This is a genomic window from Lentzea alba (genome assembly GCF_047445655.1).
Lineage (GTDB): Bacteria > Actinomycetota > Actinomycetes > Mycobacteriales > Pseudonocardiaceae > Lentzea > Lentzea alba_A.
The window spans coordinates 158,625-172,380 of record NZ_JAJAEG010000003.1 but is presented as its reverse complement, the minus strand read 5'-3'; the positions used below and the strand labels follow the sequence as shown (position 1 = coordinate 172,380).

Genomic DNA, 13,756 nt, shown 5'->3' with positions numbered 1-13,756 from the left:
CAGACGAGAACGCAGTCTCGAACGCATCACCCCATCACCTCCTTCCGGGACTTCACGGGCTGCATCGCCAGTGCCAGCAGGAGCACGACACCGAGCGCGATGAGCACGTCGCCCACGCTCACGATCTTGTGCAGCGCCGGCACCGGGATGACGTCGCCCAGGAACAACAGCCGGGTGTCGGAGTCCGCCGGGGCGTTCTTGGAGGTGGCAGCGCCAGGCGGTACCCCGACCAGCTCAGCGGCAGCGCGCGAGTACGGCATCCGGCCGTTGAGCGCGATGGCGATTCCGTTGCACGTCGCACCGGTGAGCGCCACGAATCCCGCCCACCGCAACGAAGACGGCCATGCCCGCAGGTTCACCACCAGCCAGGCCAGGCCGATCGCGAAGACGACGGGCAGCAGCGCCCGCATCTGCAGCGCCTGCACAGCGCAGGCCAGCCACAGCAACCAGAGCGCGCGGAAACGCCCGGCCACCTCGACGAGCCGACCGCCCGTGAGGTGGCCGAGCGCGATCCCGAAGACCACGGGAAGCAAGGCCAGCACCAGAAACTCCGCCATCACGACGAAAGCTAGCTCCGGTGCGGTTGTTCAGGTTCGAAGGCCGATCAGGAAACAATCAACCGCCGTCAGGTGATCACCACTCCCCCGACGATCGGCAGCACCACCGAGCTGGCACCGAGCGACACGTCCAGCGAGATCCCGGCCGCCCCGGTGTCCGTGGCCACATAGCCGCTGTGGTTCGTCACGATCACGATCCCGATCCGGTGCCCGGCCGGAATCAGCGCGTCCCGAGCGTGCAACCGCCAGCTCACGTCCGCGGAACCATTGGTGGGCAAAGGCACCGACGACTCCAGCGACTGCCGGTTCTTGGCGTCGATCGACCCGCGGGTCAGCATCGTCGCGGTCACCGCCTGCACCGAGACGTCCGGCGGCCGCGCGCATCCGGTGCGGTCACGCAGGTCCGTTCGCGTGCAGGTCTCGGTCGACAACTGGATCGGCGACCGATCGGTGAGCACGGCCTGCGTCGAAGGTCCGTAGTCCACGAGCAACGCGGTGAGCGGCGTCGAGGGCCGGTTCGACGAGACCCGCGCGGTCACGCGGACCTCGCCGGACAACCGGGCGGCCTGCTTCAACGGCGCCGTCACGTAGACGAGCCGGCGCGAGTCGGTCAGTTCGGGGTTCGCCATCATGGCCGACTCGCTGAGGTTCGCGTTGTCCCCCAACCGTTGCGTTCCGGCACCAGGCACACTCGTCAAGGAGCCCGCGAAACCGCCCGCCGCCGGACCGAAGTACAGCTTGGTGTCCGCGACACCGGGCTGCGGCCAGGCGGCGTGCTGTTCCCAGCTGCCGTCCGGCTTCTGCACGTCGGCTTGAGGCTCGCGCATGATGCCGTTGTCGACGCCCTTGAGCCAGTGGTCCATCCACAGCCCCATGACGCGCTGCCACTCGGCCTGGCGGAACGAGATCGGGTCCAGGTGACCGCCGCGGTGCAGCCAGATCTTGCGCGCCACCCCGCGGTCGGCGAGTGACTGCCACCAGCGACCGAACTGCGAGGGCTTGACGTTCCAGTCGCTCTGGCCGTGCACGACGAACACCGACGCGGAGACTTTCGAAGCCGTCGGCCGGTAGTCGCGCGCCTTCCAGAACGACGTGTAGTCGTACGACTCGTCGCCGTCCTCGCGGGCCAGGCGGTCCATCACCGGCTTGCACCGGGCCTTCTGCGCGGCGCTGACCACGTAGTTGGCGAGGTAGGTCGGGTAGTCCTTGGAATGGGCGCCGCGGTAGGCGATGCCCTGGTCGCGGGAGTACTCGTACCAGCTGGAGATCGCCGCGATCGGCACGATCGTCTTGACGCCGGGGATCGCGGCCGCGGCGGCGGCGTTGGGCAGGGTGCCGTTGTACGACACGCCCAGCATGCCCACGTTGCCGGTGCTCCACGAAGCGACAGCCGGGCGGCCGTCGGCGTAGAAGGCCTTGGCACGGCCGTTTAGCCAGTCCACGACCGCGCGGACGCTCGCGGTGTCCTCGGGGCCGCCGGTGGTCGGGCAGCCGCTCGAACGCGAGGTGCCTTGCATCTCCATCTCGACGACGGCGTAACCACGGGGCACGAAGTACTCGTCGTACCAGCGTTTGAAGCCGCGCGGCACGTTCGAGACCATTTCCGCGCCCAGCCCGTAGTAGGGGCTGGCCTCCATCACGATCGGCACCTTCTCGGCGGTGTCCGGTCGCATGACGTCCGCGGCGATCCGGTCGAGCTTGCCGTCCGCGTCACTGTCGATTGTGGACTCGACGTACACCGTCTCGGTGACCGCGGCAGGGGCTGCGTTCGAGACGGGAGTGATGACTGTTCCGGTCGCGAGCAGTATCGCCGCGACCACGTTGACCCTTCGCATGGGCTCCTCCGTCTGAGGGCCCGTTCGCCTGCAGGGGTGTGGCGAATCGGGCCCTTCAAACGGATCTCACCGCGACCGGCGGCTACGCCGGTACGGCCGAAGGATCTAAACGGTTACCGGAACTTCAGGCGGCGACCAGCTCGCGCTCGCGGTCGGGCGTCTTGGTCTTCTTGTTCGGCAGCGAAAGGCGGAACACCTTGCGCCACGCGGAGAAGACCTGCTTGGGCAGCGGGCCGGTGACGTACTCCAGCTCGTACTTCTCGAACAGCGCGCGCACCTTGACCGCGACCTCGGCGTACCGGTTGCTCGGCAGGTCCGGGAACAGGTGGTGCTCGATCTGGTGCGACAGGTTGCCGGTCATGAAGTGCATGGCCTTGCTGCCGCTGATGTTCGCGGAGCCCATCATCTGGCGCAGGTACCACTGGCCGCGGGTCTCGCCCTTGATCGAACGGCGCTCGAAGACCTGCACGCCCTCGGGGAAGTGCCCGCACATGATCACCGAGTGGGACCACAGGTTGCGGATGATGTTCGCGGTGAAGGTCGCCGCGAGCGTCGTGAGGAACGACGGGCCGGACAGCAGCGGGTGGATCACGTAGTCCTTGAGCACCTGCTTGCGGATCTTGCGGCCCACAGCCTTGGCCCGCGCGCGGAACTCGGGGTTCTTGCGGCGGCGCTTGTGCAGGTTCTTGCCGAGCTCCAGGTCGTACGCGGCGATGCCGTACTCGAAGAAACAGGCGTTGATGAAGTTCCACAGCGGCTGGCCGAGGTGGATCGGGTGCCACTTCTGGTCCTCGTCGACGCGCATGATGCCGTAGCCGAGGTCGTTGTCCTTGCCGATCACGTTGGTGTACTTGTGGTGCAGCTCGTTGTGCGAGTGCTTCCACTGGTCGGCGGGCGAGACGTGGTCCCAGTCCCAGGTGGAGGAGTGGATCTTCGGATCGCGCATCCAGTCCCACTGGCCGTGCAGGATGTTGTGGCCGATCTCCATGTTGTCCATGATCTTCGCCACGGACAGGCCGGCGGTGCCGACCAGCCACGCGGGCGGGAAGAACGAGAACAGCAGGATGCCTCGGCTGACCAGCTCGAGCTTGCGCTGCGTCGCGATCACCTTGCGGATGTAGGCGGCGTCTTTCTCGCCGCGGCTCGCGATCACCTCGTCGCGGATGGCGTCGAGCTCGCGGCCGAGCTCTTCGATCTGCTCAGCGGTCAGGTGGGCGGTGGGGTCGATGGCGGTCATGAAGCTCGCTTTCCAAGGCAGTGGCTGGGGGTGGGGCCACTTCGTGGGGGAGGAGAAAGTTCGGGTGAGGGCTGGCTAGCGTTCGAGTTCGCAGGGGCCCGCCGCGGCGGACACGCAGGTCTGGATCAGCACGTTGGTGTCGCCTTCGGTGATCTCACCGGTGCGCAGATCGCGGACGGCTCCGGACTTCAGCGGCGCGACGCAGCCGTAGCAGATGCCCATGCGGCAGCCCGACTTCATCAGCACGCCGGCCGCCTCGCCGACGTCCAGCAACGGCGTGGCGCCGTCCGCGTCGACGGTCTTGCCGGTGGTGCTGAACGTGACCTCGCCACCCTCGCCGGCGACGACGACGGTGGGCCGGAAGCGCTCGGTGTGCAGGCGGTCCGACTGGCCGTGCTCGGCCCAGTGCGCCTCGGCGGCGTCGAGCAGGCCCGCGGGCCCGCAGGCCCAGGTCTCGCGCTCGGCCCAGTCGGGCACGAGCTCGTGGAGACGGGCGATGTCGAGCATCCCGTCGGTGTCGGTGTGCAGCTCGACCAGGCGCAGCTTCTCGTCCGCGACCAGGTCGTGCAGGTCGTTGCGGAAGATCACGTCTTGTTCGCGGGGCGCGGAGTGGACCATCACGACGTCGTCGAACTCGGTGTCGCGCAGCATGCCCATCGCGGGCGTGATGCCGCTGCCGGCCGTCAGGTACAGCACCTTGGCAGGCTTGGCCGCGGGTAGCACGAACTCACCGCACGCCTGGTCGAGGTGGATCAGCGTGCCGGGCTTGACCCGGCGGACCAGGTAGTTGCTGACCTTGCCGTCGGGGATCGCCTTCGCGGTGATCGTGATGCGGCCGTCGGTGCGGTTCGTCGGCGATGTCACCGAGTAGGCACGCCACAGGCGCACACCGTCGACGTCGACGCCGATCCGGATGTACTGGCCCGCGGTGTGACCGCGCCAGCCCTTGCCGGGCCTGATCACGATGGTCGCGGCGTCGTCTGTCTCGGGGTGCACGGCCTCGATGCGCCCGCGCAGGTCGGCACCCGCACGAAGCGGGCTGACCAGGTCGAGGTAGTCCGACGGCAGCAGCGGCGTCGTGACCAGCTCCAGCAGTTTCCACGCCCTGCTGCGGAGGGCGGCACTCGTCATGACTCCAGCTTGATGCGCCTCAGGGCGTAAAGTCCTGTCCGTAGGACGTGAATCTGCCGGGCTGAATTGTTCGCAGGGAACAAATCGTGACTCACGCAATACGGCGGGCCACCGAACTGGCCCTGGATGAGACGACGGTCACCGCGCTGCGGGCCGCGCTGAAGACCACGGCCGACGAGGTCGTCGAGGCGATCATCGACGAGGTGCCGAGCTACGCCAACGCGCTGTCCGGGCGGATGGGCGGCACGATCCGCCGCGCCGTCCGCACGGCGCTCGGACACTACCTCGACCTCGCGGGCGGCATCGGCGGGGGCGGTGACGCCGGCGACGCGGCGTACGAGCTGGGCCGCGGCGAGGTGCGGGACGGCCGGTCGATGGACGCGCTGCTCAGCGCCTACCGGGTCGGCGCGCGCGTGGCGTGGCGAGGGCTGGCCGCGGGCGCGGTGTCAGCGGGGCTTCCGGCCGCGACGGTGGCCAAGTTCGCCGAGCTGACCTTCGCCTACATCGACGAGCTGTCCGCCGCCAGCGCCGCGGGCCACGCCGACGAACTCGCGGCTCGCGGTCTCGCCCACGAGCGCCACCTGGAACAGCTCGCCCGTGAGCTGCTCGCGAACGCGGGCACCGAGGTGCTGCTCGCCGCCGCTCAGCGGGCCGGCTGGACACCTCCCGGTTCGTTGACCGCGGTCCTGCTGCCCGCCGCGCAGACCCGCCCGGCGTACCGGCTGCTCGATCCCTCGACCCTGGTGCTGGACGACCTGCCGGACGCCACCGGCGTGCTGCTGGTGCCCGACGCCGACCGCTCGCACCTGCTGAGGCAGCTTGCCGGCCGTACGGCCGTTGTCGGCCCGGCGCGGCCATGGGTGCGTGCGTCCGCCTCCTACGCACGAGCGGTGCGCGCGCGTTCGCTGCCTACTGACATCCGCGACACCGAGGAACATCTGGCCGAGCTGGTGCTCAGCGCCGATGTCGACGCGTACGCAGACCTGCGGACGCGCGCGCTCGCGCCGTTGCGGACGTTGCCGGCCGGCACTGCGCGAAAGCTCGAGGAGACGTTGCGGGCGTGGCTGCTGCACCACGGCCGGCGCGACGACGTGGCGGCGGCGTTGTTCGTGCATCCGCAGACCGTGCGCTACCGGATGGGGCAGCTGCGTGATCTGTTCCCGGATCTCACTTCCCCGCAACGAATCCTCGAGCTGACGCTGGCGGTCGGACTACCGCGCTCCTGAGACCACCTCGACGTCGTCGATGGCGCCGGGCCAGAAGTCGACGTTCTGGCCGCCGAACTTGGCCCGTCCGATCGTGAACGCCCCGGTGCTCAGGATCGCGGGCCCGGCAGGCGCTGTCGCGACCAGCACGCCGTCGACGTGGAGCCGGATCTCGTTGCCGGCGCGCACTCCCTTCAGTTCGTACCAGCGGCCGAGTTCTGGAGTGAGTTCGTGCCGGGCGCGGTTGCCGCCCGGCGTGCTGAACGCGAACGCACCCTGCCCGTACTGCAGGTAGAACGGGTTCTCCCGCTCCCGGCCGTCCTGGCTCACCGCAGTCGCGTAGTTGCCGGGCAGCTCGTCCAGCCGCACCCGTGCGGACACCGTGTAGTCACCGGTCGTGTCGACCACCGGGCCGTAGGTGTCCGCGGAGCCGTTGTCGAACTCCAGCGCGCCGTCTTTCCACGTGGCACCGGTCGGGCTCAGCGTGAGCGGATTGCCTCCGCCGCTGGAGTCCTCGGCCGTGGTTCCCCGGCGTTCGTCGAGCTTCCACTCGCCGCGCGCCGCGTACGGGTACGGCTTGCCGGAGTTGGCGCCCGCTTCGATCACCCGCCGGTTGATCTCGCGGACCGGGCCGGGATCGACCTTGATGCGCTTGCGGTCGTAGGTCCAGAACCCGTTCAGCTCGTTCTCCAGGTCGGTGACCTGCGTGTAGACCGACGCGGACAGCTCGTCCCGCGCCTGCCCGAGGTAGAACGTGCGGGTGTTGTCGACGTACTTCGCGGTCAGCGCGGCCTTGTCCTTCACACCGCTGTAGATGTTCGCCGGCGCGCCCGGCCACTGGTGGCCCGGCGTCCTGAGGGTGAAGCCGCCGTGCTCGCCGTCCATCACCACGCGCTTGCCGTCCGGGCGTGGCGGGTCGGTGTTGTTGTAGTCGTGGTGGTCGATGACGTCGCCCTTGCCGGAATCCCCCTTGGAGGCACAGCAGTTCACGCCGCTGTGCGCGCTGACGATCCGGCTCGGGTCAGCTTGTTTCACGCTGTCGGTGATCTGGCCGGTGACCGTGCGGTCCCACTCGCCCCAGCCCTCGTTGAACACGATCCACGCGTAGATCGACGGGTAGTTGTGCAGCTGCTTCATCAGCTCGCGGTTCTCGTTGAGGAACGCCTGCTGCGCTTCGACGTCGTTACCGTCCTCAACGGACACGAAGTCCTGCCACACCAGCAGTCCCAGCCGGTCGGCGTGGTAGTACCAGCGGGCGGGTTCGGCCTTGATGTGCTTGCGGACGGAGTTGAAGCCGAGGTCCTTCTGCGCCTTCAGGTCGAACACCAGCGCGTCGTCGCTCGGCGCGGTGTTCAGGCCATCCGGGTAGAAGCCCTGGTCCAGCATCATGAGGCCGAAGATCGGCTGGCCGTTGAGCGTGAGCTTGGGGTGGCCGCCGACGTTCGCGACACCGATGGACCGCATGCCGAAGTAGCTCTTGACCTTGTCCGCGCCCAGCCTGATCTTCAGCTGGTACAGGTACGGGTCGTCCGGCGTCCACAGGTGCGGGTTCGGCACCGGCAGTCGGAGTTTCGTGTTCGCGGGTCCGGTGACCGTGCCGACCTGCTTGCCCCTGGCGTCCTTCGCTGTCGCAGTGACGGTGCCGGTCCCGGCGACGTCGAGTTCGAGCGTGTTGGTGGCGAGGTCCGGGGTCATCTTGATGTCGCTGATCGCCTTGTCCGGCACCGGTTCCAGCCACACCGTCTGCCAGATGCCCGACGACGGCGTGTAGAAGATGCCGCTGGGGTTGCGCGACTGCTTGCCCTTCGGCTGGTGCGGCCCGGTCGTGTCGGTGACCGCGACGACGATCTCCTGCTCACCGCCGCGTTGCAGGGCATCGGTGATGTCCGCGCTGAACGCCGTGTAGCCGCCGGAGTGCTCGGCGACCAGCTTGCCGTTCACCCACACCTTCGCCTCGTGGTCGACCGCGCCGAAGTTGAGCTTCACCCGTTGTCCTGACCAGTCGCGCGGAACGGTGACCGTGCGGCGGTAGAACATGTGGTCCTCGTGCCGCTCCAGCCCGGACAACTGCGACTCGATCGGGAACGGCACGATGACCTTTTCTGGCAGTCGTTGCCCGAACTTCGGCTGCTCGCCCGCCTTCGCCCCCGCGAACTCCCACGGACCGTTGAGGTTGAGCCACTTCTCACGTTCCAGCTGCGGCCGCGGGTACTCCGGCAACGGGTTGCGCGGGTCTGCCTTCTCACCCCACGGCGTCCTGAGCCGTTCTTTTGAGGCGTTCGCTGTGGTGCGCGCCGTCTTCCCGACCTTCTTGCCGCCGACCGTGAGCTGCCCCGCGCCGTCGTAGAACAGCCGGACACGTTGGCTCTTCAGGACTTTCTCTTTGAGCCTCAGCGTGAGGCGGTTGCGGCTCGCCGTGATCAGGTCTATCGGCATCTCCGTCGCGTCCACGTCGATCCTGAGGTGGTCCTTCAGGTCCGCGACGTTCGTGACGCGGCCGTCGAACTCCGCCGTCAGGGTCCGTCCGTCGTCGGAGATCTTCGCTGTGCGCGGCACGACCTGGAAGTCCGACGGCGGCGTGAACGCGGACTCCGGCACGACCTGCTTGGGCGTTCCCGGCGCCGACCAGCGCAGGAACATGTTGGCACCACCGGTGTCCTGGAACATCTCCAGCCGGAAGTCGTACTGCCGCCCCGCGACCAGCGGAACCGGCGCGCTGGTCTGCTCGCGATCCCAGTCCCCCACCCAGTGGTCGATCACCGGCTTGCCGTCGATCAGCAACCGGAACCCGTTGTCCCCGATGGCGTGGAACGTGAAGTCGCCGGTCTGCGGCGCCGTGATGCTCCCCGTCCAGCGCGCCGTGGTGTGTTCGGTGCGCCCGGCCAGGAACCCGAACACCCCGGTCAGATCCGGATGGTTCACCTCGGCGTCCAGCACGGTGCCCGCGAGGTTCGCGAAGTCCCGCGCACCCGGCGCCGACATGCTGAAGTACTCGCCCTTCAGGCCGTGCACGGGCTCGGCGGCACCCGCGGGCGGCGTGCCGGGCGCGACACCCAACGCCAGCAGCGCGGCGACGAGTACGGGGGCGGCTTTTCTCATCGGCGAGGTCCCCTTCGTTTTTACAACGTTGTAAGAGCGCTCCCATCTATCCAGGCACAGGGTTCGGAGGGCGGTCTACGGCCGAACGGAGGTATCCGCCATGTCAAACAGGACAAAAACCCGCGAGGTGTGAGAGCGCGTCCACGGCTGGCGGTCAGCCGAGGAGCACGCCGAGCAGCCCCACCGCCAACGCTCCGGCGAGAAGCCGCACGGATGTGCCGACGAGTTTGTACTTGCGGTCGGCGGCACGGGACAGCGTCCAGATCTGGGTGGTCAGCACGCTGATCATCTCGTCCGGGTCGGCCAGTTTCGCCTTGAAGGCGGCGGTGCAGGCCTCGGCGGTGTCGAACGACGCGAGCGTGCCGTAGTGGATCATCGCGCTGGCGCCGAGCCGCTTCATCCTCGGCACGACCGTCCACACCGCGGCCAGTGCGCTGACAGCCGCCAACGCGAGTGCGGCGGAGAGGATCACGGCCACGAACGCCCCAGGAGCCGGCGTCCGGGTCAGCCGTCCGGCCAGCAGCACCACCATCACGCCGTCGACCGCGAGTGCCGCACCGGCCTTGGCGTCGGCGAACCTCACCCAGTCGGAGACACCACCCAGGGTCCGCCAGAGGAAGTCGATCAGGTCCGCTCGCTCATCCACACGTTGTACATCGGTTGCGCGGCGAGCGTCGGACAGAGCCAGACGCACCAGTCAGGACTCCAGCGGGATCTCCAGGCTCACCGTGCCGCGCAGGTCCAGCCACACCCGCCCAGGCGCCCGAACCAGCCGCAGCACCACTTCCTCGCAGTGCGGACACCGAGCCACCACCCCAGGAGCGTGCGAGTAGACCCGCAACGTAGCCACCGACCCGCGATAGCCGCACCCGGCGCACTGCCCGGTCGCCACCGTCAGGTCCACCGCGAAGATCTCCCGCAGGTCGCCCGCGAGCGCGTTGCCGTCAACATGCGAGTCGCTCATCGCAGGTCTCCTGTCAGCCGAAGCGTTCCGTGCGAACGCGGCGCGGGTCGTGGCCCAGCGCCACGAGGATGTCGGACACCGTCTCGACGAAGCCGGTCGGCCCGCACACGAAGCACTGCGGACTGAACTCGGCGGGCCAGGCGTACGTGTTCACGGTGGCCACACCCAGCCGGCCCGGCGGCTCCGGAGCACCTTCCGGGGCCTGCCGGGTGTAGACCAGATGGACGTCCAGGCCGGGGTCCGAAAGGGCGCGCCGGCGCAGTTCGTCGGCGAACATCACGTCGTCGGGTGTGCGCACCGAGTAGATCAGGCGGAACGGCACGCGGCTGCCCTCAAGAGCGCGGACCCGGATCATCGCCATCAGCGGCACGATGCCGGACCCGCCCGCCACCAGCGTAACCGGCGCGGGATCCGAAGCACGCCAGACGAACCAGCCACCGACAGGCCCGCGCAGCTCGATCGAAGCGCCCACCGGTAGCACGTCGCACAGGTACGGCGACACCTCGCCGTCCTCCACGCGCTGCACGCCCAGCTCCACCTGCGTGCCGGAAGGTGCCGAGGCGATCGAGTAGCTGCGCTGCACCGAGTAGCCGTCCGGAGCGGTCAGCCGCAGGTCGACGTGCTGGCCCGGCAGATGCCCAGGCCAGTCCGGCACGTCGAACACGAGGCTCCGCGAGCTGGAAGTGAGATCAGCGGAAGAGGCCAGGGAGGCCACCCGCCAGGTCAGTCGCCCTGATACCGCTGCTCGCGCCATGGGTCTCCGTAGTCGTGGTAACCGGCGGTCTCCCAGAAACCCGGTTCGTCCTCGAGCAGCAACTGGATGCCGCGCACCCACTTGGCCGACTTCCAGAAGTACAGGTGCGGCACCAGCAGACGGGCCGGGCCACCGTGCTCGGGGGTGAGGTCATCGTCGTCGTAGCGGTAGGCGATCCACGCCTGGCCGTCGAGCAGGTCCTCCAGCGGCAGGTTGGTCGTGTAGCCGCCGTAGGAGTGGACCAGCGCGAAGTCCGCGGCGGTTTCCACGTCCTCCAGCAGCACGTCCAGGGAGACGCCCTTCCAGCGGGTGCGCAGCTTGGACCACTTGGTCACGCAGTGGATGTCGGTCGTGATCTTCTCGGCCGGCAGCTCGATCAGTTGCTGCCACGACCACGTGTGCTTGGTGCCGACCTCCGTGCTGACGGTGAGTTCCCAGCGGTCGGTCGGCACGCGCGGTGTCGGGCCCGCGGTGAGCACCGGGAAGTCCTCGGTGAGGTACTGGCCGGGCGGTAGTTGCACGTCCGGTGACTGACGCCGCCCGGTGAAGCCGGGAGAGACGATGGCCATGGCGCCCAGTACACAGCACTAACCGCGAACGCGCACGCGTACCAGCACGGTGTCCAGGAAAGACGTCATGTCCTCCACCGAGTCGGTGACCGCGGCGACGTGCCCGTCCGGCCTGATCAGCACCAGCCGGGGTCCGTCCACCTGGTACGCCCGGAAAGCAGCGACATCGGACGGCGGGATCACGTGCGTGGTCACGGGACCCTCGAACCTCACTGCTGGAACCGAGAACAGCAGCACGTGGTACCCAGGACCGTGCGTGCGGTCGAGCACGCCCGGCGAATACGGCGCGCGGGCGCCGGGCTTCAGCTGGCCGACACCGCGGCCGACGGCACGGCTGCCGCGATAGCCGATCCACAGCTGCGAGAACATGTGGAAGAACATCCGCCGCACGAAAGCCAGCCGCGACACGACGCCGACGAGTCGAGTCGCCACGTGCGTGCGCATCCAGACAGCCACAGCGCTGTTCCCGGTCTCCAGCTTGAAGCCGAGGTCGGTCCGCTTCAGCACGGTCCGCGCGACCGGGCGCCGTTCGGCCTCGTAGGTGTCGAGCAGCCACTCCGGTGCCTCGCCGCGGACGACCTGCGCGAGCTTCCACGCCAGGTTGACCGCGTCGCCCACGCCCAGGTTCAGGCCCTGACCGCCGGCCGGGTTGTGGATGTGGGCGGCGTCGCCGACGAGGAAGGCGTTGCCCACCCGGAACCTCGCCGCGAGCCTGCTGTGGAACCGGAACATCGACGCCCAGACGACCTCGTCCAGCCTGGCGTCGACCTTGAAGTAGTCGTCGAACCACCGCTGGAGAACCGCGTGGTCCAGCGGCGCGTACGACTCGTGCGTCACGGCACCCTGTGGCGCGTTGTGCAGCTCCGGTGGCACCACACCGAACAGCCGGTAGCGACCACTCCGAAGCGGAAGAACGCCCACGAACCCACCAGGGGTCAGGTTGAGCCGCATGCCCTGAACGCCGAGCGACACGTCCAGCGTGACATCGGCGAGCATGCCGGACTGTTCGTACGTCTCGCCGTCGAACTCCTGCCCGAGGAACTTCCTGATCGTGCTCGACGCGCCGTCAGCACCGACCAGCCAGCGCGCGGTGATCACACCCACGGAGGTCTCCACCGAGACTCCGGATCCGGTGTCGGTCAGCCCTACGACCTCGGTCCCCCACTCGATCGGCACGTCGAGGGCATCGGCCAGCACGCGTTCGGTCTCGAACTGCTCCAGCGCGAGTGCGTACGGGAACCGCGTCTGGTCGGCAGCACCGGCACCGGCCAACGGCATTTCACCAGCAGGCCGACCGGACGAGTGGATCTGCACGTCGGTGATCGGCAGGCCCCGTGCGACGGCGGCCTCCGCGACCCCGAGGCGGTCCAGGCACTCCAGGGTCCGCGCGTGCACGATCGCCGCCCGCGACTGCTCCACCGGACCGTGCCTGCGGTCCACGATCCGGACGCGGATGCCGTGCTGCGCCAGCATCAAAGCCGTGCACAGACCGGTGGGGCCTGCCCCCACCACGAGTACGTCGCAGTCGTGTTCGTCGCGCATGCCCAGAGTGTCGCGAGAGAACCGCGCCCTCCACATCGCCCGGCACGGGCACGAACAGCGCGATCACCCCGCACGTGTGCGCAGGTTTCGCGCGCGACCCTGTTCGAGCTGGTCCCCGACGTCGAAGGTGCGGAGCATGAGTGCTCCGGAAGCCTATTTCGACGACCTGGCCGAGCTGTACGAGCGGTTCACCGGCATCCGTGATGCCGCGACGAGCCCGGTGCGCTCCTGGCTGACCGACCAGCTGCCCGGTGGCCGGCGCGCCATGGACGTCGGCTGCGGCGGCGGCAACAACTGCGGCATGCTCGCCGACCGCTACGACGAGGTCGTCGGCGTCGACATCTCGCAGAAGATGCTCGACATCGCCGCCACCAAGCCCACCCGCGTGCCGGTGCGCTACGAGTGCCGCGAGGCCCTGAGCCTGTCGCCCGAACGCGACGGCCTCTTCGACCTCGTCATGTCGGTCAACGCCGTCTTCCACATGGGCCCCGTGGACCAGGTGCTGGCCGTGTTGCGCTCGGTGGTCGCTCCCGGCGGACGGCTGGTGATCGTCGACGTCACCCAGCCCGACGGTGCCGCCGCGCCGGCCGAGCAGAGCGCCTACGCGTTCGAGACCGGCAAGATCGTCTACGACGTGTCGGGTGACGTCGAGGCCGCGTGCGACTCGGTCCGGATGATGCTGCACCCCCGCTGGCTGGAGATGAGCAAGCAGGCGATGCCGCTCACCGACACGGAGTTCGAGCTGCAGTACGCCAAAGCGCTGCCGGGAGTGCGCATCACCCGTGACCTGATCCCCACGATGAGCGCGGCCGTCTGGGACGCCTAGCCGAACGTCGTGCGCCGGTCACACCGACCGGCGCACG

At 68.7% G+C, this 13,756-nt stretch carries 12 protein-coding genes; 2 read left to right on the top strand and 10 right to left on the bottom strand.

The features are described from left to right. Window positions 1–26 precede the first annotated feature (26 nt). The 4 genes from LFM09_RS06330 to LFM09_RS06315 all read right to left on the bottom strand — a co-directional run bounded on the left by LFM09_RS06330 (window position 27) and on the right by LFM09_RS06315 (window position 4,760). Window positions 27–557 (bottom strand): DUF5317 family protein, encoded by a 531-nt coding sequence (locus LFM09_RS06330; protein ID WP_414095324.1) that lies wholly within the window; start codon window positions 555–557, stop codon window positions 27–29. A gap of 68 nt (window positions 558–625) precedes the next feature. After that, complete coding sequence (locus tag LFM09_RS06325) at window positions 626–2,392, bottom strand: CocE/NonD family hydrolase (RefSeq protein ID WP_414095323.1); 1,767 nt, start codon at window positions 2,390–2,392, stop codon at window positions 626–628. 124 nt (window positions 2,393–2,516) lie between these two features. After that, on the bottom strand, window positions 2,517–3,629 hold the full coding sequence (locus LFM09_RS06320) for a fatty acid desaturase family protein (RefSeq protein WP_414095322.1): 1,113 nt from the start codon (window positions 3,627–3,629) through the stop codon (window positions 2,517–2,519). A 75-nt stretch (window positions 3,630–3,704) separates the two neighbouring features. Then, on the bottom strand, window positions 3,705–4,760 hold the full coding sequence (locus tag LFM09_RS06315) for a ferredoxin reductase (protein ID WP_414095321.1): 1,056 nt from the start codon (window positions 4,758–4,760) through the stop codon (window positions 3,705–3,707). Between the two features lie 86 nt (window positions 4,761–4,846). On the opposite strand from LFM09_RS06315, the gene LFM09_RS06310 reads away from it, so the two are divergent. Continuing rightward, a complete protein-coding gene (locus LFM09_RS06310) occupies window positions 4,847–5,986 on the top strand; it encodes a PucR family transcriptional regulator (protein WP_414095320.1) in 1,140 nt (379 codons plus the stop codon). Here LFM09_RS06310 and LFM09_RS06305 read toward each other — a convergent pair. From LFM09_RS06305 to LFM09_RS06280, 6 genes are all read right to left on the bottom strand, one after another. After that, complete coding sequence (locus LFM09_RS06305) at window positions 5,972–9,064, bottom strand: PA14 domain-containing protein (RefSeq protein ID WP_414095319.1); 3,093 nt, start codon at window positions 9,062–9,064, stop codon at window positions 5,972–5,974. The genes LFM09_RS06310 and LFM09_RS06305 overlap by 15 nt on opposite strands. Window positions 9,065–9,218: 154 nt before the next feature. Beyond that, entirely contained in the window at window positions 9,219–9,710 is a 492-nt protein-coding gene (locus LFM09_RS06300; protein ID WP_414095318.1) for a Pycsar system effector family protein, read from the bottom strand. 51 nt (window positions 9,711–9,761) lie between these two features. Next, window positions 9,762–10,028, bottom strand: coding sequence for a DUF6510 family protein (locus LFM09_RS06295; RefSeq protein ID WP_414095317.1), 267 nt, complete (start codon window positions 10,026–10,028; stop codon window positions 9,762–9,764). 13 nt (window positions 10,029–10,041) lie between these two features. Next, complete coding sequence (locus tag LFM09_RS06290; protein ID WP_414095316.1) at window positions 10,042–10,782, bottom strand: ferredoxin reductase; 741 nt, start codon at window positions 10,780–10,782, stop codon at window positions 10,042–10,044. Next, the gene (locus tag LFM09_RS06285; RefSeq protein WP_414095315.1) at window positions 10,752–11,351 is read right to left on the bottom strand and encodes a sulfite oxidase-like oxidoreductase; all 600 of its coding nucleotides are present in this window, start codon (window positions 11,349–11,351) and stop codon (window positions 10,752–10,754) included. Before LFM09_RS06285 ends, LFM09_RS06290 begins: the two co-directional genes overlap by 31 nt. A gap of 18 nt (window positions 11,352–11,369) precedes the next feature. After that, on the bottom strand, window positions 11,370–12,893 hold the full coding sequence (locus LFM09_RS06280; protein WP_414095314.1) for an FAD-dependent oxidoreductase: 1,524 nt from the start codon (window positions 12,891–12,893) through the stop codon (window positions 11,370–11,372). Between the two features lie 136 nt (window positions 12,894–13,029). Between LFM09_RS06280 and LFM09_RS06275 the strand changes: the two genes are divergently transcribed. Then, entirely contained in the window at window positions 13,030–13,719 is a 690-nt protein-coding gene (locus LFM09_RS06275) for a class I SAM-dependent methyltransferase (protein WP_414095313.1), read from the top strand. Window positions 13,720–13,756: the final 37 nt, after the last annotated feature.

What these genes read in the sequence shown, in the direction of transcription:
- LFM09_RS06290 (WP_414095316.1), bottom strand. Translation starts at nt 10,782, where the DNA reads ATGGCGCGAGCAGCGGTATCAGGGCGACTGACCTGGCGGGTGGCCTCC.
- LFM09_RS06275 (WP_414095313.1), top strand. Translation starts at nt 13,030, where the DNA reads ATGAGTGCTCCGGAAGCCTATTTCGACGACCTGGCCGAGCTGTACGAG.
- LFM09_RS06305 (WP_414095319.1), bottom strand. Translation starts at nt 9,064, where the DNA reads ATGAGAAAAGCCGCCCCCGTACTCGTCGCCGCGCTGCTGGCGTTGGGT.
- LFM09_RS06320 (WP_414095322.1), bottom strand. Translation starts at nt 3,629, where the DNA reads ATGACCGCCATCGACCCCACCGCCCACCTGACCGCTGAGCAGATCGAA.
- LFM09_RS06280 (WP_414095314.1), bottom strand. Translation starts at nt 12,893, where the DNA reads ATGCGCGACGAACACGACTGCGACGTACTCGTGGTGGGGGCAGGCCCC.
- LFM09_RS06285 (WP_414095315.1), bottom strand. Translation starts at nt 11,351, where the DNA reads ATGGCCATCGTCTCTCCCGGCTTCACCGGGCGGCGTCAGTCACCGGAC.
- LFM09_RS06315 (WP_414095321.1), bottom strand. Translation starts at nt 4,760, where the DNA reads ATGACGAGTGCCGCCCTCCGCAGCAGGGCGTGGAAACTGCTGGAGCTG.
- LFM09_RS06295 (WP_414095317.1), bottom strand. Translation starts at nt 10,028, where the DNA reads ATGAGCGACTCGCATGTTGACGGCAACGCGCTCGCGGGCGACCTGCGG.
- LFM09_RS06325 (WP_414095323.1), bottom strand. Translation starts at nt 2,392, where the DNA reads ATGCGAAGGGTCAACGTGGTCGCGGCGATACTGCTCGCGACCGGAACA.
- LFM09_RS06330 (WP_414095324.1), bottom strand. Translation starts at nt 557, where the DNA reads ATGGCGGAGTTTCTGGTGCTGGCCTTGCTTCCCGTGGTCTTCGGGATC.